We start from the raw sequence: 20927 nt of genomic DNA, 5'->3' as shown, positions 1-20927 counted from the left end.
CCAACTTTCCAAAGCAACTTCCCTGGCGGAAAGTGGGGGACCGCCGTTTTTGCGACCGAGATTCGCAGCGGGTACCCCGGCCGGCGAATGGTTCTCAACGACTACTTGAAACCCGGCGAAGTCACGAAACTAGTGTTTCCCGTTCGCATTCCGGCACTGCCGAAGAAAAACATGTACTACAAGATCGCTTTCACGAGTCATGTGATGGGCGGCGATCAAGTGGAAAGCACCTCGAGCAACAATTCAGCCGTTTCACCGGCGCTGTGGCTGATTTCTAAATGAGGCACGTCGATGGTATTGCTGCTTGCCTTCGGGATCGAGGACGATCACTCCTGGATCGTGGATAAGATCGCCGGCACCTGATCGAAAACGCTTGGCGGCTCGAGCACGAAGACGACGGGTACCGCCTCGGTCACGCCAACAACGCTAATTGGTCCGAACTTGGAATTCAGTTGGGTCCGTCCGCTTCCCTCATCTTGCACTCACGACGCTGGAGGCGACCGTATCGAGCTCGAGGAATTTATTTGAGGACAGTGGCCGCATGAGCAGCGTCCGTAGGTCGAAAGGCACACTTCGCAACATTGCCTCGGTCCTCATGGCGTTGGGAGCAGGATGTCTCCTGTTGAGCTTCCGGTCGCTGCTGAGGGACCAAGGGAAAGAACTGATCTTCCTGATTGCCGGGCTCATCCTTATATCCGTAGGAGCCGCCCTGTTCCTTTTCGCCCCCTATAAGCAGGAAAAAGCTTCAACGCAGGACTCGTCGGGCGAAGTGTGACCCTGGCCGCTTGAACACATGACACGAAGGTCACGACCAAGCAGGGGACCCGTCGTGACCTTCGCAGTCCCGAGCCTAACCGCCATACAGACAGTGCCGATGACCTTGAGGTGTCAGTAGCGCTCAAGCTTCCTCTTGGCGTGGGAGGCTGGCCTGCATGGAGACGCTGAACACACTGCGCTGGGTCGGCCTTGCGGTCTGCCTCGCTTTGACGTTTTACACGGTGTCGTGGACGACCAAGCATCCGCGAGCCAAGGGCGAGCCGGTCGGTCGGCGCCGCATCCTGCTCTCTGCTCTGTGCTTCGTCTCAGCAGCGTTCGTTCTGATCAATTAGGCTCGGCGGCACATCGCCTGCACTTCGGTAGAGCTTCCCGGCACGTGCGACTATCGCATCGGCGCTGGGGTACGCCGCCGGGGCGTTGCTTCTATCCACTGCTGGTCTCACTCGGGCGGCGCCGCTACAGCGGAGCGCCACACCCACGCGTTGACGGACTGACCGTTCCGCATCGTCCACCGAACCTGTACCGCGTGATCATGCCAGGCGATCGCCTCACAGCGCGGGCGCACGGTCGCTTCGCGGAACCGCGCCCACGCTTCGACGGGCACAGGCCGCTCGGGGGCGGTGATCGGGTGGCGGTCGGCGTCGACCCCGGCGGCAGTCAAGGACACCGGCTGGGGTGCGTCACGGCCTCCTCGATCTCGCGTTCGATCGCGTGCTCGGGATAGCGGCGGTTCTGGCCCATGGCGCAATACTAGAACGTTCGTTCTAAACACAGCCAAAGTCACGCCGCGGTCCGAGCGGTCCTAAATGGCGGGCCCTATTCCTGATTCATGACGGCGGAAGGCTCAGAGCCTGCTCGAGATAAGGTGCGAGCGTGAGCGACCACGTCGCCGTGAAGTGACTGGTGTCGCGGTAAATGTTCACCCCACCAGCGGATAGAACGCATTCATCACCTGGGCAGAAGTACCGCTTCATATCGATGACCTTTGCACCGCGGAGGTCGTCTGCAGCATCCACGATCAAGTCGCGCGTCTGGAAGACGTCAGATGCAGCGATCGTTCCGCACTCCGAGGAGTTGGCGAGGTTGCCGAGGTAGCAGTCATAGAGCGCCTGGGGGAGCAGAGGTGTGTCTTCCATTGCCCAGACCGTGGTGCCACGATCGAGGAGCGGTTTCCATGCGTCACGGAACCCCGCAACACCGGCGTCGGGATCGACGTTGCCGTCGGGGCTCACGAACTTCTCGCCCCCGGCCGAGTACGACGACAACATGTAGTCGTATGCCGGCTGGCTAGCAAGTTCGGCCTCCAATTTCTCGTTCCAGACGCGACAGGAGTCAACCTCAGACTTAGGGCCAGTGCGCGCTGTTGTATTAAAGGCGCATGCAGCCTTGTAGTAGACGTCGAGCTTCCAACCTCGGGCGGTTGTAAGGCTCTCGAGGGCCGGGAACCAATTGACTGCGTGCGAGTTTCCGATGAGCACAACGGTCGTGTCTGCATCCCCGGGCCCGTACGTGCACTTCTTCAGTTCGGTGTCGTCTGGATCGGTGCGGCATCGGTAGTCGCTAACCTCGGCATTGTCCTCGCGCGGGTCAAGCGGGATAGGCGGCGAAGGCAGGTCGTCGTTCACACACGTTGCGGCTGTCGACGCAGCTCCTAGGCACGCGACCGACCCGGACGTGATTGAGGCGGCGTAGGCCTTGTCAGAATCCAGCTTCGCCTGGGTGACGCCGATGAGGAACATGGAACTGATTACCACGACGACGAGGGCGCCGACGGGTGCTACTGTCGCCAGTCGTTTCCGCCGAGGCTCCGACGACCGGGACCATGTCACGACGGGGTCCTCGATAAAGCGTTTCGTTAGCCAAGCAAGGACGATCGCAGCCCAGATGATGGCTATCCCCCATGGAAGGCTGGGCGTCTCGCCTTTGCGGTATTGGAGAACGAACACAAGGATCGGCCAGTGCCAGAGGTAGATGCCGTACGAGATCCCGCCAAGCCAGACAAGGGGTCTGGTTGAGAGGATGCGGCCTGCGGTGAGGGCGCCGCCGCCACTGCCGCCGATGATGACCAGGAGCGCTGAGACGGTCGGCCAAAGCGCAGCATAGCCGGGGAAGACCTGCGATACCTGCAGCAGGAAACCGCAGGTGAGTACGCCAAGTAGTCCGAGCCAGCCCAGCACCGATCGGAGCATCTGAGGTAGTCGCAGCTGCGGGATGATGATCGCGCCGATGCCACCTAGGGCGAATTCCCATACGCGAGCGAACGTGTTGTAGTACGCGAACGCCTGGTCCGCGTTGGTGGCGATGGTTGAGTAGACGATCGATATAGCGAACAGCGCAACGAGCGTCGCGAGTACGACGCGGGCCTTGTGCCGAGCGGCGACCGTCACAAGGCCGATGATGCCGAAGACGATCAACCAAATAATGTAAAACTGCCCCTGTACCGACATTGCCCAGAAGTTCTGAACGGGGCTGTGGAAGGCGTCTTTCGCGAGGTAGTCGATCGACTCGGCGGCGAGCAGCCAGTTCTCGGAGTACAGCGCGGATGCGAGCACTTGCCGCATGGTGGGCAGCCACACGTTCGCGGGCAGGAAGATGAACGACGCCGCTGCGACTACGGCGAGCACCGTCAGGGAGGCAGGAAGCAGGCGACGGGCGAGACGACCAAGGTAGAAGAGCGGGCGCACGTGCCCGAATTTGGTGAAGTGTCCGAGCAGAGTTGTCGTGATTAGGTAGCCGGCGACGACAAAGAAAACGTCGACGCTACCGGAGACTCGGCCAATCCAAATGTGGAAGATAGCCACTAGGAGGGCGGCTACGGCACGGAGCCCTTCGATCTGCATCATCCGCGGGCGCGGTGAAGCAGTTGGCAGAGTGTTGTTCGTCATTGGGAGGGTCCTTCAAGTGGCAACAGCGCAGACCCTCGCCGAGGTGCGCGACTCTGAACAGAGGCGCGACGTCGCGCATTTCGATCACACGATACGCTTTTCGGTCGCGCCGCGTTTGCCCCCTCATCTGGGGGTCCCTACAGGTGTCGAATCTATGTATTGTCATTGAAGCGTTGCCTGACCCGACCCGGGCACGCGAAGGATAGAAGTGCTAATTCAGGATCCGACGTCGGATCAAGGAACAACCGGTGCCGCCAAGGCGCGGTGGCGTGACCGCTGCAAAGAGTGCGGCCGAGCCGTCCCTGCTAACGAGGGGTTCCGCGTAACCCGGACCATCATCTTCTGCTCAGAGGAGCACGCGGTGCTCTTTCAAGAAATGAGTGGGCTCTAGCTGACTGCAGCTCGGCTGATTTGGCCACTGAACCCTTCGCATCCTGCTCTCCGCTCTGTGCTTCGTCTCAGCAGCGTTCGTTCTGACCAATCTTGTTGTCTCGTTCATCATCGACACCTCCCGAGGCTGACGCCGGTGGCCGCGGCTCGTCGGAACCATATGCTGACACCATGAAGCAGCTCAGCCGGTCCAAGCCGTTCTTGTGGTTCGCGCTCGCGTTCGGAGCGCTGTGCGTGGTCCTGGGTGTGATGACGTTCGTTACCCCGATGGGACAGGAGACGATGACGCGGGGCCTCTCCGGAGCCCTTCACCTGAAGATGTGGATGGGCGGCGTCATCGCAGTTCTGCTCGGCGGTTGGTTCATCTGGCGTAGCGTCCGCCTGATGAAGCAGGCCCAATGACCCGGTACGTCAACTCACGCGCCTTCAAATAGGCCATCATCGGCTTCGGAGAGCTGGTGTCGCCGCCCAGCTCGTCATCCTGATCCTGGGCCAGCAACACCCCGCTGGCCCCATCCTCAGCATGATCGCGATGGTTGCTCTCGTGACCAGCGGCATCCTGAACTTGCGTCGGATCGGCAATGACGATCACCCATCGAAGGCGACAGTGTTGACGGATTTCAGAGCAATCGCCGCTCAGTCTTAAAACCGACGGGCGGTCACCTTACTGGCACGACCGTCAGCGCAGCCTCTGAGAAAAGCAGGGCCAGTTTGCGCTGGTTCCCATCGTGCGCGTATAACGTCGCGCTCGAGGTGTAGCGTCGCTCTCGGCCGGTCTCAATGACGTTGCAGGTCGAGACGGTCGTTCTAATCAGCGAGACCCCTAGCTTTCTGAACGCGATTCGTCTGCTCCCCGCCCCGGAATGCCCCAAACATTCGCAAGGCGGGGAGCCATCTCCACGCCATGACGGGGTAGCCGAAACCGATCCGCCAGGTGCCGTCAGCATAGGCCCGCGGAGAACGAAGGCATCCCCCCAAGACAGGGGGCAACTCGTAAGACCAGCCCACTCAGCTCCCCTTTCTATTTACGGGCCAGAGCAGTCGGCCCCGCGCGCAGAACCCGCGAGAGTCCACGAGCAGGATCGACGGTCCGGGTCGCTGTCTCGGCGCCAAGGTGCCCGGTACCGTTCACCGCTCGATCGACCAGCAGACCATCGATGTCGCGCGGCTGCTACCAAGCCGCCGATGGTTCGCATCACGCCGACCACGGGCGCCGCCATCGCGCAGCGGGCAAGCGGTTCTACGATGCGAGCATCTGGGCCAGGACGGCGTACAGCTCTTTGGGATCCCGGGCGAGCATTTGCTTGATCAACGCAGCCTGCTCATCCACCACCACCTCGTAGTCTCCGCGCTCCACCCCGGCCAGGGTCGCGCGCGCCACGTCCGCGGGGTCGGTTTTCGCCATCGCGACTCCTGCAGACATATCGGTGTCGGCTACCCCGAGGTGCACGGACATCACAGCTGTCCGTTGCCCGGCTAGCTCATGACGCAACGCGTTGCCCATGTTCCACAGGGCAGCTTTCGACACCGCGTAGGCGGAGGCCCCTGGCATGGCCAGCCAGGAGGCGCCCGAGGCGATGTTCACGATGCTCCCGCCGCCGTTCGCGGACAGGATGGGTGCGAACGCACGGATGACGGACAGGGTGCCCCAGACGTTCGTGTCCATGTCGGCGTGCGCTGCGTCCAGATCGCCGAGCAGAGTCGCCGTGGTCGCGATCCCGGCGTTGTTGATGAGGAGATCGACGTCGGTCGCGACAGCGGCAGCGGCGGCGACGGATGCCGGGGAGGTGATGTCGAGGGCAAGACGCTCGACGCCCTCGAGATCGATCAGTTCGGGGCGTCGGGCGGTCGCGTACACCTTCGCCCCGCGTTCGATCAGCTGAGCGGCGAGATGGCGTCCGATGCCGCGGTTCGCGCCGGTGACAAGGGCAGTGCTTCCAGAAAGGTCCATACCGCTACGCTAGAACCTGACGTTGACGTGAGAATCAAGCCCAGGAGCCACAACATGCGAATCGGTGAACTCGCGAAACGGGCCGACGTCAGCGTGCGGTCGCTGCGCTACTACGAGGAACAAGGCCTCCTGGAGTCCGAGCGGACGACGGGCGGACACCGCGAATACCGGGAGTCCGACGTGGCACGCGTGCGCTTCATGCAGATGCTCTATGCAGCGGGTATGCCCAGCCGCCGGATCATCGAACTCCTGCCCTTCCTCGACACGGGAGTGGCCACACCGAGGATGCTCGACCACTTCGACGAGGAGAGCGAGCGCATCCGACGCCAGATCGAGGCCCTCACCGCGACCCACACTCGTCTCGCACGGCTCCGCGAGATCGCGGCGGAGTCGGTCGCGGGACGACCGCCGAGCGAGTGTCGCTCGTCGGCGAATGCGGCCGCCGCCTGATCCGCGGGATCGGTAGGGGCGCGGCGGGCGAGCCGGGACAGCCCTAGGCGCTGCTGATCACCGAGAAGGGGCGGAAGGTGCACCGCGAGCTTGACCGAAAGCCTCTCAAGCTCTCTAAACGGACATTGGAGTAGAGGCCGCCATGAACGCCGCGGTGGTTAGGATGCGGTCATGAGCAGCGATGGGGTGTCGGTCGCGCGGGATGCGGGTCGGTCCGCGGCAGTGAGCCGACGGCGGCGAGTGCTTGGCGTCGTGGCCGCTTTCGCTGCACTGTTCCTCGTGATGTGGGTACCGCCGGCGTTCGGGTTCGATGGGTGGCTGTGGCTGTACCCGTTTTTCCTAGCGGCCTGGATCCCGATCGAGATCCTGGCGGTGGTGGAGCTGGCGGGCGCGGTGCGTGCGGCGATCATGTCTGACGCGGGGAGGAGGACGAGTGTGATCATTGCGCTGATCGCAGGGGTCGTCGCCCTCCTCTCGTTGCCGATCCTGTGGTTCGGTGCGTTCGTGAGCTAGTCGGGCCGGCGCCGGTCAGGTCAGGTCAGGCGGGTGTTGGCGATGCCGCCGTCGATGTCGAGGACCGTGCCGTGGGCGTAGCGCGCCTCGTCGGAGACCAGGAAACGCACGGCGAAGGCGATGTCGACGGGGCGCACAGGGGCGCCCGCGACCGTGGCGGCCGTCATCGCGTCGACCTGGTCGGCCTCTGCCGCATTGCCCGGCGTCGCGGTCGCGCCCGGGGCGACGGTGTTCACGTTGACTCCGCGCGGGCCGTACTCGGCGGCCCAAGTGCGGGTCATCTGCTCGATGGCCGCCTTCGAAGCCGTGTAGGCGGCGCCGAAGGGGATGCCGACCCGGGACATCCATGAGCCGATGTTGACGATGGCTCCCTCCCCACGTTCGGCCATGGCGGGCGCCAACGCGGCGACGAGCACATGGGGTGCACGGATGTTCGTCGCCAGCACGGCATCGAGATCGGCGTCGGCGAGCATCGAGGTCGGGCCGACCGGGTAGACACCGGCGTTGTTGACCAGGATGTCCACCCTGCCGCCGAGGGCCTCGGTGGCGGCCTCGGCGAACCGGCGCAGGCCGTCGTAGCCGCCGGCCAAGTCGGAGGGCACGCCCAGGGCGGTGCCGCCGGCGGCGGTGATGGAGGCGACGACGGCGTCGATGCGCTGTGCATCGCGGCCGGTGACGACGACCGTGGCCCCGGACGCGGCGAGCACTCTCGCGATCGCTTCTCCGATCCCGCTCGAGGATCCGGTAACGATGGCGGTGCGACCGGCGAGACGGAGGTCGGGGACGAGGGAGGCGAGAACTTCTTGATTGGACTTCACGGTCCAGTTCTAGCATGTGGTGGACTGAATAGTCCAATAGCGTAGGATCGACGCATGGACGGCGCGAAAATCACCGAGCGAGGGCGTCGTACGCGGCAGCGGATCATCGAGGCGACGGGAGAGCAGATCCTCGCTTCGGGTATCGGCGGAACCACCCTCGACGACGTACGGGCTGCGACGCTGACCAGTAAGAGCCAGCTGTTCCACTACTTTCGGGGCGGCAAGACCGAGCTCGTGAGCGAGGTCGCGCAGTGGGAGGGCCGCCAGCTCCTCGAGGCCCAGGAGCCCCACATCCACGACCTGGGCTCGTGGGAGTCCTGGGAGCGCTGGCGGTCGGCGCTCGTCGAGTACTACATCAGCCGCGGACGGTGGGCGTGCCCGATCGGTTCGCTGGCAACCCAGGCCGCCATGTCCGACCCCGAGCTGGAGCAAACGATCGCCGATGCGATGCGCGCCTGGCGTGATGCGCTGGGGGCGGGCGTCGAACGGATGCGCGTGGCCGGGCTCGTCGACGCGTCGACAGATCCGGGGAGGGTGGCGACGAGCATCCTGGCGGCGATACAGGGCGGGCTCGTTCTCAGCCAGCCCGAGCGCTCGGCGTGGCCGCTCGAGGTGGCGCTGGACGGGGCGCTCGCACCGCTGCACGGAGTAGCGCTCGGCCGCCCTCGCTGACGAGAGCGGGCCGTGGCGGTCGCGGGTTCGGCGGAGATGGGTCGACGTGCGGGGTCGCCAAGTCGGCTTAGAACGGGGGTCGGTTGGGTCGCCGAGTCGGCTCAGAACGGGGGTTGGTCGGGCAGCGGATGCGCGGTGGCGCGTGCGGCAACCCTAGGGGTGGGGGCGCGGTCGGGCGGCTCGGTGGTGTGACGGGCGCCGGACGGGGAGGTCCAGTGGAGGGCGCGGCCGGGTGCTGCCGTGACCGTCCAGTCGGTGTGGTGCTTGAGGGTGTGGTGGCGGCGGCAGAGGGCGGCCAGGTTCGCCAGGCTCGATTCGCCGCCTTTGGCCCAGTCGAGCACGTGATCGAGGTCGCAGCGGTCGGCGTTGCGGGTGCAGCCGGGGAAGCGGCAGGTCTCGTCGTCGAGGATGATCGCGGCGCGCAGGTCGGCCGGCACCTTGTAGCGGTCGCGGCCCACCGAGAGGCGCTGGCCGGTGACGGGGTCGGTGAGGATGCGCAGGAGTGACGGGGCTCCGGCGGTGAGGGTGCGGGCGGTTTCGAGATCGATGGGGCCGTAGCCGTGCAGTTCGGCCGGTTGGTCAGAGTGGCCGAGAAGGGTCAGCATCGGCACGGTGACCGCAATGTTCGCCGTGACGCCTCGGGCGCGGGCGACCGCGTCGCTGTCGCCATCGCGGTGCAGCAGGAGCTCGACGAAGGAGTCGGCTCGGAGCTGGGCGTGGGTGCGCGACTCCTCGGGCGAGCGGAGGGCGCGGCCGAGCTGGTCGAGGGTGTCGTCGATGGCCGTCGCCGCGACCGCGGGGAGGTGGCAGACCAGGGTGGCCATGCCGTCGCGCTCCCTCTCGAGCCAGACGGCTCGTTCTTCGCGGGCCTCACGGTGGCGGGCGTCGATGGATTCGGGGTGCATCCGCTCTCGGACCAAGCGCGCGTGCGACGAGAGCTGTGTCGACGTCTGGCGGTGGACGTTCGCCAGAGCGACCACCTCGAACTCGCCGCGCGCGGCCTCGGGGAGGGTTCGGGCCTGCCGCACGACGGCTTGCGCGTGGCGGTACGTCAGGTCGCCGCGGGTCAGCGCGTCGAGGGTGACGGGGAGGAAGTCGCAGAGCATCTCGGCGTCGTCGATGCGCTGGGCGGCCGTCGACTCCGGAAGATGCAACGTCGTGGCGATCTCGGCGACCAGCGACCGACGCGAGTGCTCGAGCGACCCGCCGGGAAGCGTCGCCAGCCAGTTCGACTTGCGGGCTGCTGCCGCCAGGTACTGAACCGCCCGAGCGTCGAGAGCGGCCTGCTCTCTCTGAATGACGGCCACCGCATCCGCATCGGCACCGATGCCCCGGAGGAGCGATTCGCGCGTCTCGACGGCCGACGGGGTGGTGTCGGCGGGGGTGGGCGAGAAAGCGACTGAACCGTTCATGAGCGTGCCTCAATTATATCGGCGCGCGCTGTCCGGGTCAATCAAATCAGCCGATCAGTGATCGTTTCCTACCGAGCCAGCAATGACCATCCGTGGGCAAGCGCGAAGCGCGCGGCAGCATTCCGGGTGCGGGCGATTCACCGCCTGAACCCGACAGGGCTGCCGCGCGCTCCGCGCTTGCCGACGATGGTGTGGCTGGGTCGTCGAGGTGCACACCGTCAGCGAAACGGGTCTAGAAGAGCATCCGTCTCGAAGTCAGTTGGGAACCGCGCAGGTCTCCTCTGCCGCGTTCTGGCCGGAGAGGCCCTCGATGACTTCGGGGGTGGCCGCGGAGTCGGTGGGGGCGGCGTCGGCGGGGGGTGCGGCGTCGGTGGGCGCGGGGTCGGGAGCGGCTTCGCCCTCGTCGGCCGATCCGGTGGGGGCCGAGTCGGGGCTGAGGGTGAAGGGCTGGTCGGCGAGGATCTTGGTGAACAGCTGGTCGGCCAGTTCGGGGACGGGCTGCACCTTGTTGATGTCGTTCACGTACTCGGCCACCGGGTAGGAGACGAAGACGACCTTGGAGAGGTCGATGTCCTTCAGGGTCAGCGCCAGCGAGACCATCGAGTCGGGGCTCTGCAGCGAGGTCGACGGCTTGATGTTCTGGGCGGCGGCCTGGGCGAGTCCGTAGACCTTGGTGATGTCCGAGAGGGTGCTCTCGCTCTTGATCTTGCGGAGCAGTGAGGAGAGGTACTGCTGCTGCGAGCCGATTCGGGACAGGTCGCTGCCGTCGCCGACACCCTTGCGGTTGCGGAGGAAGGCGAGAGCATCCTGACCCTGGATGACCGTACGGCCGGCGGACAGGTAGAGACCCGAATCGGTGTCGGCGATGTCGCCGGTGAGGCAGACCTCGACTCCCCCGACCGCGTTGGTGAGCTCGATGACGCCGTCGAACGAGGTGGCGGCGGCGTACTGGATGTCGACGCCCGTGAAGCCCGAGATCGTCGCCGCGGTGCAGGCGAGGCCGCCGCGGCCCCAGGCGTCGTTGAGGGCCTCGGCGTCGCTCGCCTCGTTCACCGTGCCGGTCGCGGGGTCGGTGCACTCGGGCTGCGGGATGACGAGGTCACGCGGAAAGCTGACGACGACGGCGTTCTGGTGGTCGGCCGAGACGTGCAGCAGGATGTTCACGTCGTTCAGGGTCGCGTCGCGCTCACCGAAGCTCACGCCCTGGTTCGGGTCGTTGTCGGTGCCGACGACGAGCAGGTTGAAGCCGCCCTCGTAGGCGCCGAGGAAGGGCGGCGGGGCGGGCGGGGCGGCGGTCGAGTTGCCGATGTCGACGGCGTTCGAGCTGAACTGCTGGGTGACGCTGGTGACGGCGTAGGCGGTGATCGAGACGACGCTGATCAGGGCCACTGCGGCGGCGATGGCCACCCACTTCAGGATGAAGGCGACGGGCGACGGTGTCGGTCGTCTGGCGTGGTGCATCTGCATATCGTCTCCCCGGTCGATCCGGGTCATCTTGCCACACGGCCATGGTCGGTGGCTGAACCGGGGGGGGGTGCAGGGAGGCTAGCGGCGGCGCCTGGGAATGGGCGACGAGTGTCGACTTGGGGATAGGGTGCGGGGATGAAGCGCGCGTGGTGGGCCGTCGCGGTGGGGTTCGTGGCGTTGGTGGTGGGGTGCCTCGTGTGGGTCGGCGCGGTGTTCGTGAATCTGCACGACGGCGGGGCCGGGGCGAACTGCGCCAGCGAGGGGCCGTGGTCGCCGCTGCCGTTGAACGACGTCGCGCAGGGAACGGTGACCGGGGAGCTGACGGTGTTTCCGCTCGGGCGCTCGTGCACCTGGACCGACGGGATCGGCGGGGTGGCCACCGTAAGCGGCGGGAGCTGGCCGGTGACGATCATCGCGTATGGGCTCGGGTTCGGTGGGCTCGTGCTGCTGGTCGCGGGAGCACTGCGGCTCGAAGACGCCCGGCCCGCTGTGGCGGGCCCGGGCGGGGTGCCAGCGTGAGCCCGCGGGTGGCGGGGTGGCTGGCCATGGGGGCGGCCGTCGGCGGGGCTGTGGCCGGAGGGTGGCTGCTTGCGATGCCGCCGTGGAGCATCGTGGGGGCGGTCGTGCTGGTGGGGGCGAGCATCCTGCTGTCCGTCGGGACGGTGTGGCTGCACAGGCGTTCGTGGGACGAGCCGTGGCCACCGGATGTCACGCCCTCGGTGCAGAAGCGGCTGCGGCGAGCGCGGGTGATTCAGGTCGTCGGCAGTGCGCTGACCGCGGGGATGGTCGGCATCGCGGTCTTCGCGCTCGTGCGGCAGGACTGGGGACAGTTGGTCTACGCGGTCGTGCTGCTGATCATGGGCGCCGGCAACATCGAGCTCAATCGACGGGTCATGCGGCAGCTGCGCGACAACGAGGAGCGGTCGGGCGGCTGAGCGGCGCCGGTCAGGCGAGGAGGGTCGCCAGCGCCGTGAGGTCGGGGTGGGCCTCCACATCGAAGCGATCAGTGGGGGCCGGGCGTTCGGCGCCCGGGCGGGCGACGTAGGCGGTGCGGAAGCCGTGGCGGGCGGCGGCGCGGAGGTCCCAGGGGTGGGCCGCGACGAAGAGGGTGCGGGTCGGGTCGAGGGCGAGCTCGTCGATGGCATAGCGGTAGGCGGCCGGAGCGGGCTTGAAGGTGTGGACGGCGGAGGTGGAGAGGGCGACGTCCCAGCTGATCGCGTTCGTGTTCGCGAGCCGGGCCAGCGCGTCGAGGTCGCCGTTGCTGACGCCGGCGACCAGGCGGCTGCGCCGGAGGGCCGCGGTCACCTCGGCGACCTCGGGCCAGGCGCGGTACTCGCGGTCGAGGCCCTCGGCCAGCGCGATGGTGGCGGCGTTGGCGGTGCCGCCCAGTGACGAGATCGCTGCGGAGGCGGCCTCAGCGACGAGCCGTCGGTGGGGCTGCCACGCGGCGGTGCCCGCGATCACGGCGTCCATGCGGTCGTTCAGGGCGGCGGCCCAGCGGTCGGCGAGTTCGGCGGCCTGGGAGAGGCCGGCGGCAGAGGCCAGCCGAGCAGCGGCTGCCTGCCACGCCGGCTCCTCGTCGACGAGGGTGCCGATCACGTCGAACACGAGGGCGTCGATGCGGTGAGGATCGAACGGGGATTGCTCCATACACCGAGTCAACCGCGGTGCCAGCGAGCCGAGAAGGGGCGCGGTGCGTAGAACCCGTCAGGCCGGGACGAGGAGGGCGTGCGACGCGATCGCCGCGAGCGAGAGCACGCGGTAGCCTTTCGTCACGAAGAACGCCGTGACGCGGTCGGGCTCGACGCTGACGATCTCGCCCGGGCCCCAGAGGGTGTGGCGCACGCGCTGCGACTTCTCGAAGACGGGCAGGCCGGGCGAGGCCGGCACGGGCGGCCGGTACGCACTGCCGCTGTCGCAGGTGTCGCAGTTGCCGCAGGGCTCCGCGAGGGTGTCGCCGAAGTAGGCCAGCAGCAGCTGGCGGCGGCAGCGGGTCGTCTCGGCGTACGAGCGGATCATCGCCAGCCGCGACTCCTCGATGTCCAGCCGCTGGTCGGCGAGACGCTCCACCGCGGCCACCGCGTCCGCCGGGTCGATCGGGCGGGCGAGGGCGATTCCCGTGGTGTCCTCGGTCGCCACGCCCGACTCGACGAGCAGGTTCACCAGGGTGCCGGCAGCGCGGGGCGAGAGGCTGCTGCGGGTGGCGACGGCGGCGAGCATCCGCGGGTCGTCGACAGCCAGAGAGCGGATGATCGCCTCGACGTCGGAGGGCGCGGGGCGGCCTCCCGCGAAGAAGCGGCGGAGGACCAGGTCCTCCTCGCGGTAGTGCAGGGTGGCCCGCGCGGGGGCGCCGTCGCGACCGCTGCGGCCGACCTCCTGGTAGTAGGAGTCGAGCGAGTCCGTGATGTCGGCGTGCACCACGAAGCGCACGTTCGGCTTGTCGATACCCATGCCGAAGGCCGAGGTGGCGACCACCGCGTCGACGCCGTCGCCCTGGAACAGCTCGTGCACCGCGCGACGCCCGGTCGCGCCGAGACCGCCGTGGTACGCGGCCGAGCGGATGCCCGCCTGCGCCAGCTCGTCGGCCGTCGTCGTGGTGTCCGCCCGGGTGGCCACGTAGACCAGACCGGGCTTCGGGGCGGCCAGAACCTCGGCGAGCACGGCCCGCGCCTTCTCGTGCTCGCTCTCGTGGCGCTCGACCGCGAGGTGCACGTTCGGGCGGTCGAAGCCGCGCACGAAGAGCACCGGGTCGTGCATCCGGAGCCGCTGCACGATCTCCTCGCGGACGGGTGCCGAGCCGGTGGCGGTGAGGGCGAGCACCGGAGGCCGGCCGAGGCGGTCGATCATGCCGCCGAGACGGAGGTAGTCGGGGCGGAAGTCGTGGCCCCAAGCCGAGACGCAGTGCGCCTCGTCGACCACCACGAGCCCGACGCCGAGGGTGCCGAGCTCGTCGATCACCTCCTCGCGGGCGAGCTGCTCGGGCGCGAGGAAGAGGAACTCGGCCTCGCCGGAGGAGACGGCGCTCCACGCGGCGGCGTTCGAGCGCTTGGACTGGGAGGAGTTGACGGCGACCGCGTCGTTCGTACCGGTGCGCTCGTCGATGTGCCGCACCTGGTCGAGCTGCAGCGAGATCAGCGGCGAGACGACGACCGTCGGGCCCTCGAGCAGGTGGCCCGCGATCTGGTAGATCGCCGACTTGCCGTAGCCGGTCGACATCACGGCGAGCACGTCCGACCCGCCCGCGACGGCGGTGATCGCCTCGGTCTGACCGGGGCGCAGCTGCTGCCAGCCGAAGACGCGGCGGGCGACGTCCTCGATGCGGTCGACCAGCTCGCTCTGCACGCCATCACCCTAGCTTTCCGCCCGCGCCGCCCACCAGAGCGGGGTTCGCTCGCGGCCCCCGAACGGGGGCGGGTGAGCCAAGGGTGATACTGCGGGTGATATCAGCGACAGGGGGTTGGTGCACGGCGCGACACGCCTAGTGTGGAGTAGTCGGACCCGATGACGTCTGAGGATTCGACGGCGTCTCGCACCAGCGGTCACCCAATCGCCGCGAGCACGTAGAGGCCCCTTGCCGGTGAACCCCAAACGATCCGGTGAGGGGCCTTCCTCATGCCCGGGGGTGGACTGTCAGCTAGGGCGTAGCCAGGAGCTCAGGCGCAGCCAGCGGCTCAGGCGCGCGACCAGCCGCGGATCGTGAAGTCGCGGCAGTAGTCCGAGGTGCCCGACACGCGCGCGGTGATCTCGTCGAGACCGTCGGGGGCTCCCGCCTTCACGAGCGTCAGCGCGGGCACGGCGACCGCCGGTTCGCCCCGGCCGAGCGACGGATGCTCGAGGTCGGCGCGGCCCGCGGCGACGGCCGAGACCGTCCAGCCGTCGATCTCGCGCCCCGGCTCGAGCCCGGCCAGCCGGAAGCCCTCCGACCAGCGCAGGCTGATCGTCACGACGCCCGAGGCGTCGGCGGCCCAGGGCGCGACGCCCACGGACCCGTTCGCCATCGACACGCTCACCGCGTCGGACTGGCTGTTGGCGGCGAAGTCGACGACGAACTCCAGCGGCGCGACGATGCCGGGCACCGGCTCGGCGGCGCTGCGCGAGCGCGCGACCATTCCGGAGACCCAGGACGCGGTCTCGGCGACGGCCTGGTCGTGGGGAGAGCGATCGCTGGGATCGCTCGGGGAACTCGGGGTCATGGTTCTCCATCGAGGATGCGCCTGAGCAGAGCGGGAGTCGGGTCTCCCCCAGGGACTACTGACGCACTACGGAATTTACACTGCCATCGGTGTCATGCGGAGAGACGCCACTACTGAGATCGATAGGGTTGACACCCCGTCTCCGGGCGGGTTAATACGCTCAACCGAGACTGTGGGGGTCCAGGATGATCGAGAACGGAATGCCGGCCGACGGCGCCAGGGCCGCCAGGCTCCTGCTCGACGCGGTGGTGTCGCAGAGCGGCGACGCCACGAACGACGAGAACATGCGGGCCATGACGACGGCTCTCAGCGAGCTGATCGGCGGCGCCTCGGCGCCGGATGCGGGTGACGTGGTGGGAGCATCCGTCGTCTGCCTGTCGTGGCTGGCCGGGCACCTGGCGCTCGCCACCCGGCGCTCTCCCGAGGAGGTCGTCGCCGACCTGCGGGAGTTCATCGACGTCTCGACCGCCCGGGAGGGCGTGACGGGCGTCGATAGAGTGGAGGAGTGACGACCTACCGCATCGGGCCCGACGTCGCGTGGCATCGGTCCGACGACGACGCGGCCGAGCGCATCGCGGTGCTCGACCTGGCCGAGATCGGCGCGGTGCCGTTCGTGCTCGAGGGGTCGGCGGCCGCCATCTGGATCGCGGTCGACGAGCACGGCTCCGAGGGGGCCGACGGCGTGCTGACGGCGGTGGCCGAGCGCTTCGGGCTGGAGCCTGCAGAGGTGGGCGGCGACGTGCGGGCGTTCCTCGCCGAACTGGTCGAGCGGCGGCTCATCGAGTCGTCGGCGGGCTCTCTATGAGCCCGCGCCCGCTCTGAGCTCGCGCGGCGAGGGGTAGCCGAAGGCGACCAGCGCCCGGCGCAGCTCGGCGGCGTCGCTGAAGCCGCTGTGGTGCGCGATCTGGGTGACGTTCAGCACGCCGAACGACTCGCTGCGCAGCATCGACACCGCCAGCTCGGCCCGCTGCCGGCGGATCTCCCGCGACGGCGTCGATCCCGTCGCCGAGAACACGCGCTGCAGCTGGCGCATCGAGACGTTGAGCGACCTCGCCACCGCCTCGGGGGTGAGCGAACGGTCGGTGCGGTAGGCCGCGATCTGGGCCATCGCCCGATCGAGGATGCCCGTGTTCGGCGCCTCGGCGGCTCCGACGCCCTTGCCCTCGAGGTAGACGGAGGCGACCATCTCCCAGATCAGCTTCTCGGCGAAGTAGCTGGAGAGCCGGTCGAGCTCGTCGCCGCCCTCGAGCAGCGTGCCGAGGAACGAGGTGGCCGGCTGGAGCACGGCCGAGTTCTGCACGAGCACGGGCGAGGTGCTGGAGCGGTCGATGTACTCGTCGACGGCCGAGAACGGCAGGCCGAGGGTCACGGCGCTGGCGCCGCGCAGGGCGTAGGCGGCGTAGCGGCGGCAGCCGATCAGGTAGAGCGCCTCACCGGCGCGCACCGCCCGCTCGTCGCGGCTCTCGGGGCGCACCATGATCGTGCCGCCGAGGGGCACGACCACCTCGACCGCCATCTCGTCGGGGCGGCAGATCTTGCGCACCGGGGTGCCGCCCGACGGCACGCGCAGGATGGAGAGCTCCGTCTGCCCGAAGCGGGCGCCCCGCTCGCTCGCGGCGCGCTGCCGGCGCATCGACTCCATCGTCGAGCTGGTGCGTGCGTTCTGTGCCATCGTCACTCCCCCGTGCTTCCGGTTGCTTCTCGCGCTTCAGGGTGCATCGACACCCGTTGATCGCTAAGCCGCTCAATCATCCAATCGACCTCACGCCATCGGCACATCAGCAATCACTACCGAGATGTCACGGGTGGGGCGGCGGTCAGGACCTCGGCGATGGTCGCGGCCAGCGCCTCGACCTCCGCCGAACCGACCGCGGGCCCGCCGGCCACCAGGCCGTCGGTGCCGACGAGCAGCGCCGACGGGTAGCCCGGGATGCCGGCCACGGTCATGAGCGCGCGGGCTCCCCGGTGCACAGGCACGTCGAGAAGCGGATGCGCGGCCGCCAGCGCCGAGGCGTCGTCCGAGCTGAGCGCGGCCACCTCGACCGCCCCGCCGAACGTCTCCCGCCAGCCGCCGAGCTGGGGCGCGACCCGCTCGCAGGCGTGGCACTCGGCCGAGAGCAGGACGATCAGCAGCGGCTTGGCGCGAGCGAGGTCGGCGAGGAGGACGAGCTCGCCGCCGGCCAGCACCTCGACGTCGGGGACGGGCCACGCGGAGCCGTCGCGCACGGCCGGCGCGGCGGCCGGGTGGACGGCGGACGGAGCCCGTCGGGCGGCCCTGAGCAGCAGCGCCGCAACGGCCAGGACCGCCGTGGTGGTGGCGAAGAAGGCGGTCCAGCCGTCCGGGGCCAGGGCGGGCAGGGTGAGCACCGCCCCCTGGCGGGTGGTGACCGCGGTCACGGCGGCCGCGAGCAGCAGGGCGACGTTGCGGGCGGCGGTGGCGGGCGTGACGGGTGAGCGGAGCATCCCGAAGCAGGAGCAGTCGACCCGGTCGCCGCGGCGGAGCACGCCGGCCACCACGATCGTGAAGGCGAGGGTCAGCAGCACGGTGGCGGCGGCGGCGGCGGTGAACAGCGGCGCGGGGGCGAGGAGCAGGGCCAGCCCGAGCAGGAGCTCGGCGGCGGGGAGGGCCGCGGCGAACCAGGGGCGCCGGAGCACCCGGGGAACGCCGAGCGCGGCCAGGTCGTCGAGGCTGAGCCGACCCGCGGGCAGGAGCTTGAGGGTGCCGCTCACGAGCAGCACGGCGGCGAGGGTCAGGGCGAGGGCGGCGGCGGCAGCGGTCATCGGCGGGACTTCCTCCGGAGCGGGCGACGGCACCCGCAGAGACGGCGGAGCGCCCGGCGGCGACCCCGGAGGGCCGCCGCCGAGCGCCGGGCGGGGTGGGTCAGTTGGCCGAGCAGAGGATCAGCGTGCTGCTGACGTTGCCGGCGGTCTTCGCGCCCGAGCCGGAGTAGCCGGTGGGGAGCGTCGCGACGGCGTTCAGCTGGAACGCGACGCTGATCGACAGCGTGGTGCGGAACGCGATGGTGGCGCCGGCCGGAAGGGCGGCGGTCAGCGTGATCTGACGGCTGGTGTTCGAGAGCACGTTCACCGTGGCGGTGCCGCCCGAGACCGAGAACACGCCGATGTTGGCGATGCCCGAGCCGGTGATGGTGACGGTGGTGCCGACGGGCAGCGGGGTGGTGGGGCCGGCCTGCAGGGTGAAGCCGGGGCCGAGGAGGCCCAGCGTGCCGCAGGAGCCGCGGAGCGCGAAGGCGCCGACGTCGACGATGGAGGCGGCGTGCGCCGGGGTGGCGACGGCCAGGGCGATGACGGGAACCGACCAGGCGGCGCCCTTCATGACGGTGCGGCGGTCGAGGCCCTTCTCGGCGTCGATCGACGTGTTCTTGTTCTGCAGCATGGGTCCCCCTCGAGACGTTCTCCGGATCGCGGCGACGCTCATCGGCGACCGCTGGATCAGCATTTCGAGGGGGTGGAACGGGGTGAAGCGGGAGGGGTCGTTCTGTCGTCCTGGTGACCTCCTTTGTCGCGCAGGTCACTTAGCGAAGTGTTTACCCGCCGGAAACCGGGGGCTGTCTATCGTTGCTTCATGGGGACCATCGAATTCGAGAACGAGAAGAGCGCACTCGTGCACACGGGTGACGTCACGCAGCCGATCGCGCGGCTCTACCGCATGAACGACGGCTGGCACGCCAAACTGGCGCACCTGCACACCGGGAAGGCCTGGTTCGGGCCGTACGAGTCGCCCGAGGACGCGCTGAGCGAGATCGCGTAGGGCGTCGCTCTCAGAGCGGCTTCAGCCCGCCCACGTCGCCCAGCTCGAGGTCGAAGTCGTTGAACGACGACCCGGGCTCGGCACGCTCGACCGGCACGGCCTTCGAGCGGTTCGGCGTGACCGATCCGATGTGGTCGCGCAGCGTCTTCGCCTCGGCCGAGAAGTCGGGCTCCTCGCCCTCCTGGTCATCCGGCACGGCGAGCACGTCGTTGCCCATGCCGACGACGAGTTCGGCCGAGCGGTCGAGACGGCCGGACGCCGTGACGATGGGGATCACGACCGCTTCCGCGAGCCCTCGCTTGGCGAGCGCCGCGGTCAGCTCCACGAGTGCGGTGGCCACCTCATCCGAGGTCAGGACCGTCTCTCCGGCATACGTGATTCGCTTCATGGCCCAAGCCTGCCCCGATTGTACGGTGCCCGCTCGCCGAGCGCGCATAATGGGGCCGTGGGCTCACTCATCTACGGCGGCGACTTCGAGATCGAGATCGACGACCGGATGCTCGCGCATCTCAAGATCGTCATCATCGGCAAACTGCGGCGAGCCGAGTCCTGCGCGCTGAGCTGGACGGTCGCCAAGACGCAGGGCAGCGGCCGCGAGACGATCTGGCTGAACCCGGGCACGGCCCTGCGCTTCCGCTTCGACACCGCCGACCGGCATCCGATCAACCCGGAGTGGGTCGCAGCGATCGCCGAGACGGCGAACCGCGGCGACATCCAGCTGGTGACGGAACCGGCGAAGGCGGCCGGCTGAACCAGTCAGCCGGCCGCCTTCGCGGTCGTTCAGCGGGTCGCGGGTGCGACCTCAGGGGATGATCAGGCGCGGCGGCCCTTGCGGCCGAAGATGAGGCCGTAGATCAGCAGCACGATGATCGAGCCGACGATCGCGACGACCCAGGTCTGGATCGACCAGAACTCCTGCAGGTCCGCACCGAACAGCAGGCCACCGAGCCAGCCGCCGAGCAGGGCGCCGACGACGCCGAGCAGCAGGGTGACGAACCAGCCGCCGCCCTGGCGACCCGGGAGGATCAGCTTGGCGATGGCGCCGGCGATGAGGCCGAGGATGAGGAAGGCGATGAAGCTCATGATGTGATTCCTTTGTGTTCGGGGATGGTCGGGTACTCGTCCCCGGCAATGCTGTCTGCCGGTTCCGTCTGAGGGGTGACGTCGTCGACGGTCAGCAGACCGTCGGGATCCTTCGGATCACGTTCACCGGTGATGCGCTCGCCGATCGAGGACTTGTCCTCGTCGCGAGGGGACATCAGTTCGTGCGGTGCGGGATGTTGATCTCCGCACCCTCGATGTCGATCTCGCCGACGTCGTCGGGGCCGCCCGTGCCGGGCAGCGACGTCACGCGGGAGGCGTCGATGTCGGGGTCGTCCAGGGCGGCGGACTCGCCGGCCTCGTGCTGCAGCTCCTCGGTCTCGCGACCGCTGGAGGGGCTGTAGGTCATGTCCTTGCGGGTCAGGTCCTCGTCGCCGAGGTCGCCCTTCTGAACATCCACATCGGGCAGTGTGTCTGCTCCGAGCGCGTCGGAATCGTTGTCGCTCATGCCTCCTGCCTACTCCTGTGAGCACTCCCAGCAAAGGGGCAGGTAGGGAGGAACGGTGGGGCGCGGCGCCGACAGTAC

Annotated in this window: 29 protein-coding genes; 13 read left to right on the top strand and 16 right to left on the bottom strand. The window is 68.4% G+C overall.

The annotated features are described in order from the left end of the window. Window positions 1–87: 87 nt before the first annotated feature. The 3 genes from HQQ85_RS12170 to HQQ85_RS12160 all read left to right on the top strand — a co-directional run bounded on the left by HQQ85_RS12170 (window position 88) and on the right by HQQ85_RS12160 (window position 1109). Complete coding sequence (locus HQQ85_RS12170; RefSeq protein ID WP_173182721.1) at window positions 88–282, top strand: hypothetical protein; 195 nt, start codon at window positions 88–90, stop codon at window positions 280–282. Between the two features lie 259 nt (window positions 283–541). Then, a complete protein-coding gene (locus HQQ85_RS12165) occupies window positions 542–775 on the top strand; it encodes a hypothetical protein (protein ID WP_173182720.1) in 234 nt (77 codons plus the stop codon). Between the two features lie 157 nt (window positions 776–932). Then, entirely contained in the window at window positions 933–1109 is a 177-nt protein-coding gene (locus HQQ85_RS12160) for a hypothetical protein (RefSeq protein WP_173182719.1), read from the top strand. 495 nt (window positions 1110–1604) lie between these two features. Here HQQ85_RS12160 and HQQ85_RS12155 read toward each other — a convergent pair whose 3' ends face one another. Then, on the bottom strand, window positions 1605–3662 hold the full coding sequence (locus HQQ85_RS12155; protein ID WP_173182718.1) for an acyltransferase family protein: 2058 nt from the start codon (window positions 3660–3662) through the stop codon (window positions 1605–1607). A 561-nt stretch (window positions 3663–4223) separates the two neighbouring features. On the opposite strand from HQQ85_RS12155, the gene HQQ85_RS12150 reads away from it, so the two are divergent. Further along, window positions 4224–4454: a hypothetical protein gene (locus HQQ85_RS12150; protein WP_173182717.1), complete on the top strand. Its 231-nt coding sequence runs from the start codon at window positions 4224–4226 to the stop codon at window positions 4452–4454. Here the strand turns inward: HQQ85_RS12150 and HQQ85_RS12145 are convergent. Both HQQ85_RS12145 and HQQ85_RS12140 read right to left on the bottom strand, forming a co-directional pair. Further along, on the bottom strand, window positions 4414–4644 hold the full coding sequence (locus HQQ85_RS12145) for a hypothetical protein (RefSeq protein WP_173182716.1): 231 nt from the start codon (window positions 4642–4644) through the stop codon (window positions 4414–4416). The two genes, HQQ85_RS12150 and HQQ85_RS12145, sit on opposite strands and share 41 nt — an antisense overlap. Window positions 4645–5292: 648 nt before the next feature. Further along, on the bottom strand, window positions 5293–6003 hold the full coding sequence (locus HQQ85_RS12140; RefSeq protein ID WP_173182715.1) for an SDR family oxidoreductase: 711 nt from the start codon (window positions 6001–6003) through the stop codon (window positions 5293–5295). Window positions 6004–6057: 54 nt separating this feature from the next. Here HQQ85_RS12140 and HQQ85_RS12135 point away from each other — a divergent pair, with 54 nt between their 5' ends. Both HQQ85_RS12135 and HQQ85_RS12130 read left to right on the top strand, forming a co-directional pair. Next, window positions 6058–6453, top strand: coding sequence for a MerR family transcriptional regulator (locus tag HQQ85_RS12135; RefSeq protein ID WP_173182714.1), 396 nt, complete (start codon window positions 6058–6060; stop codon window positions 6451–6453). 171 nt (window positions 6454–6624) lie between these two features. Then, window positions 6625–6966 carry a hypothetical protein gene (locus HQQ85_RS12130; protein ID WP_173182713.1) on the top strand — a complete coding sequence of 114 codons (342 nt, stop codon included), beginning with the start codon at window positions 6625–6627 and terminating at the stop codon, window positions 6964–6966. Window positions 6967–6986: 20 nt separating this feature from the next. Here HQQ85_RS12130 and HQQ85_RS12125 read toward each other — a convergent pair whose 3' ends face one another. Next, entirely contained in the window at window positions 6987–7784 is a 798-nt protein-coding gene (locus HQQ85_RS12125; RefSeq protein ID WP_173182712.1) for an SDR family oxidoreductase, read from the bottom strand. A gap of 54 nt (window positions 7785–7838) precedes the next feature. On the opposite strand from HQQ85_RS12125, the gene HQQ85_RS12120 reads away from it, so the two are divergent. Beyond that, window positions 7839–8456 (top strand): TetR/AcrR family transcriptional regulator, encoded by a 618-nt coding sequence (locus HQQ85_RS12120; RefSeq protein WP_173182711.1) that lies wholly within the window; start codon window positions 7839–7841, stop codon window positions 8454–8456. A gap of 101 nt (window positions 8457–8557) precedes the next feature. On the opposite strand, the gene HQQ85_RS12115 is transcribed toward HQQ85_RS12120, so the two are convergent. Together HQQ85_RS12115 and HQQ85_RS12110 are read right to left on the bottom strand one after the other, a co-directional pair. Next, window positions 8558–9868 carry an HNH endonuclease signature motif containing protein gene (locus HQQ85_RS12115; RefSeq protein WP_173182710.1) on the bottom strand — a complete coding sequence of 437 codons (1311 nt, stop codon included), beginning with the start codon at window positions 9866–9868 and terminating at the stop codon, window positions 8558–8560. Between the two features lie 255 nt (window positions 9869–10123). Continuing rightward, on the bottom strand, window positions 10124–11329 hold the full coding sequence (locus HQQ85_RS12110; RefSeq protein WP_173182709.1) for an LCP family protein: 1206 nt from the start codon (window positions 11327–11329) through the stop codon (window positions 10124–10126). Window positions 11330–11470: 141 nt separating this feature from the next. Between HQQ85_RS12110 and HQQ85_RS12105 the strand changes: the two genes are divergently transcribed. Then, window positions 11471–11854, top strand: a complete 384-nt coding sequence (locus HQQ85_RS12105) for a hypothetical protein (RefSeq protein ID WP_173182708.1) — start codon at window positions 11471–11473, stop codon at window positions 11852–11854. Then, window positions 11851–12270, top strand: a complete 420-nt coding sequence (locus tag HQQ85_RS12100; protein WP_173182707.1) for a hypothetical protein — start codon at window positions 11851–11853, stop codon at window positions 12268–12270. The genes HQQ85_RS12105 and HQQ85_RS12100 overlap by 4 nt, the downstream gene beginning before the upstream one ends. A gap of 10 nt (window positions 12271–12280) precedes the next feature. On the opposite strand, the gene HQQ85_RS12095 is transcribed toward HQQ85_RS12100, so the two are convergent. The 3 genes from HQQ85_RS12095 to HQQ85_RS12085 all read right to left on the bottom strand — a co-directional run bounded on the left by HQQ85_RS12095 (window position 12281) and on the right by HQQ85_RS12085 (window position 15528). After that, window positions 12281–12985, bottom strand: a complete 705-nt coding sequence (locus tag HQQ85_RS12095; protein WP_173182706.1) for a haloacid dehalogenase type II — start codon at window positions 12983–12985, stop codon at window positions 12281–12283. Window positions 12986–13042: 57 nt separating this feature from the next. Continuing rightward, entirely contained in the window at window positions 13043–14677 is a 1635-nt protein-coding gene (locus tag HQQ85_RS12090; RefSeq protein ID WP_173182705.1) for a RecQ family ATP-dependent DNA helicase, read from the bottom strand. A gap of 329 nt (window positions 14678–15006) precedes the next feature. Further along, window positions 15007–15528: a hypothetical protein gene (locus HQQ85_RS12085; RefSeq protein WP_173182704.1), complete on the bottom strand. Its 522-nt coding sequence runs from the start codon at window positions 15526–15528 to the stop codon at window positions 15007–15009. A 185-nt stretch (window positions 15529–15713) separates the two neighbouring features. Here HQQ85_RS12085 and HQQ85_RS12080 point away from each other — a divergent pair, with 185 nt between their 5' ends. Both HQQ85_RS12080 and HQQ85_RS12075 read left to right on the top strand, forming a co-directional pair. Continuing rightward, on the top strand, window positions 15714–16037 hold the full coding sequence (locus HQQ85_RS12080; protein WP_173182703.1) for a hypothetical protein: 324 nt from the start codon (window positions 15714–15716) through the stop codon (window positions 16035–16037). Beyond that, on the top strand, window positions 16034–16333 hold the full coding sequence (locus tag HQQ85_RS12075; RefSeq protein ID WP_173182702.1) for a PqqD family protein: 300 nt from the start codon (window positions 16034–16036) through the stop codon (window positions 16331–16333). The genes HQQ85_RS12080 and HQQ85_RS12075 overlap by 4 nt, the downstream gene beginning before the upstream one ends. Here the strand turns inward: HQQ85_RS12075 and HQQ85_RS12070 are convergent. The 3 genes from HQQ85_RS12070 to HQQ85_RS12060 all read right to left on the bottom strand — a co-directional run bounded on the left by HQQ85_RS12070 (window position 16328) and on the right by HQQ85_RS12060 (window position 18925). After that, complete coding sequence (locus HQQ85_RS12070) at window positions 16328–17200, bottom strand: helix-turn-helix domain-containing protein (RefSeq protein ID WP_173182701.1); 873 nt, start codon at window positions 17198–17200, stop codon at window positions 16328–16330. The genes HQQ85_RS12075 and HQQ85_RS12070 overlap by 6 nt on opposite strands. 116 nt (window positions 17201–17316) lie before the next feature. Then, entirely contained in the window at window positions 17317–18309 is a 993-nt protein-coding gene (locus HQQ85_RS12065; RefSeq protein WP_173182700.1) for a MauE/DoxX family redox-associated membrane protein, read from the bottom strand. A 100-nt stretch (window positions 18310–18409) separates the two neighbouring features. Next, window positions 18410–18925 (bottom strand): hypothetical protein, encoded by a 516-nt coding sequence (locus HQQ85_RS12060; RefSeq protein ID WP_173181769.1) that lies wholly within the window; start codon window positions 18923–18925, stop codon window positions 18410–18412. Between the two features lie 189 nt (window positions 18926–19114). Between HQQ85_RS12060 and HQQ85_RS12055 the strand changes: the two genes are divergently transcribed. Then, on the top strand, window positions 19115–19300 hold the full coding sequence (locus HQQ85_RS12055; RefSeq protein ID WP_173182699.1) for a hypothetical protein: 186 nt from the start codon (window positions 19115–19117) through the stop codon (window positions 19298–19300). Window positions 19301–19310: 10 nt separating this feature from the next. Here the strand turns inward: HQQ85_RS12055 and HQQ85_RS12050 are convergent, their stop codons facing one another. After that, the gene (locus HQQ85_RS12050; RefSeq protein WP_173182698.1) at window positions 19311–19688 is read right to left on the bottom strand and encodes a hypothetical protein; all 378 of its coding nucleotides are present in this window, start codon (window positions 19686–19688) and stop codon (window positions 19311–19313) included. A 57-nt stretch (window positions 19689–19745) separates the two neighbouring features. Between HQQ85_RS12050 and HQQ85_RS12045 the strand changes: the two genes are divergently transcribed. Then, window positions 19746–20051, top strand: coding sequence for a hypothetical protein (locus HQQ85_RS12045; RefSeq protein ID WP_173182697.1), 306 nt, complete (start codon window positions 19746–19748; stop codon window positions 20049–20051). A gap of 62 nt (window positions 20052–20113) precedes the next feature. Here HQQ85_RS12045 and HQQ85_RS12040 read toward each other — a convergent pair whose 3' ends face one another. Genes HQQ85_RS12040 through HQQ85_RS12030 form a run of 3 tightly spaced genes read right to left on the bottom strand, consistent with a single transcriptional unit; the run spans window position 20114 to window position 20849 of the window. Next, window positions 20114–20383: a GlsB/YeaQ/YmgE family stress response membrane protein gene (locus tag HQQ85_RS12040; RefSeq protein ID WP_173182696.1), complete on the bottom strand. Its 270-nt coding sequence runs from the start codon at window positions 20381–20383 to the stop codon at window positions 20114–20116. Beyond that, on the bottom strand, window positions 20380–20559 hold the full coding sequence (locus tag HQQ85_RS12035) for a hypothetical protein (RefSeq protein ID WP_173182695.1): 180 nt from the start codon (window positions 20557–20559) through the stop codon (window positions 20380–20382). Before HQQ85_RS12035 ends, HQQ85_RS12040 begins: the two co-directional genes overlap by 4 nt. Continuing rightward, window positions 20559–20849 (bottom strand): hypothetical protein, encoded by a 291-nt coding sequence (locus HQQ85_RS12030; protein WP_173182694.1) that lies wholly within the window; start codon window positions 20847–20849, stop codon window positions 20559–20561. Before HQQ85_RS12030 ends, HQQ85_RS12035 begins: the two co-directional genes overlap by 1 nt. Window positions 20850–20927 lie beyond the last annotated feature (78 nt).

It is taken from the genome of Herbiconiux sp. VKM Ac-2851 (genome assembly GCF_013205105.1).
In the GTDB taxonomy this organism is placed as follows: Bacteria; Actinomycetota; Actinomycetes; order Actinomycetales; family Microbacteriaceae; genus Herbiconiux; species Herbiconiux flava.
Note: the sequence above shows the minus strand (reverse complement) of the source record. Positions and strands in the feature narration are given on the sequence as shown.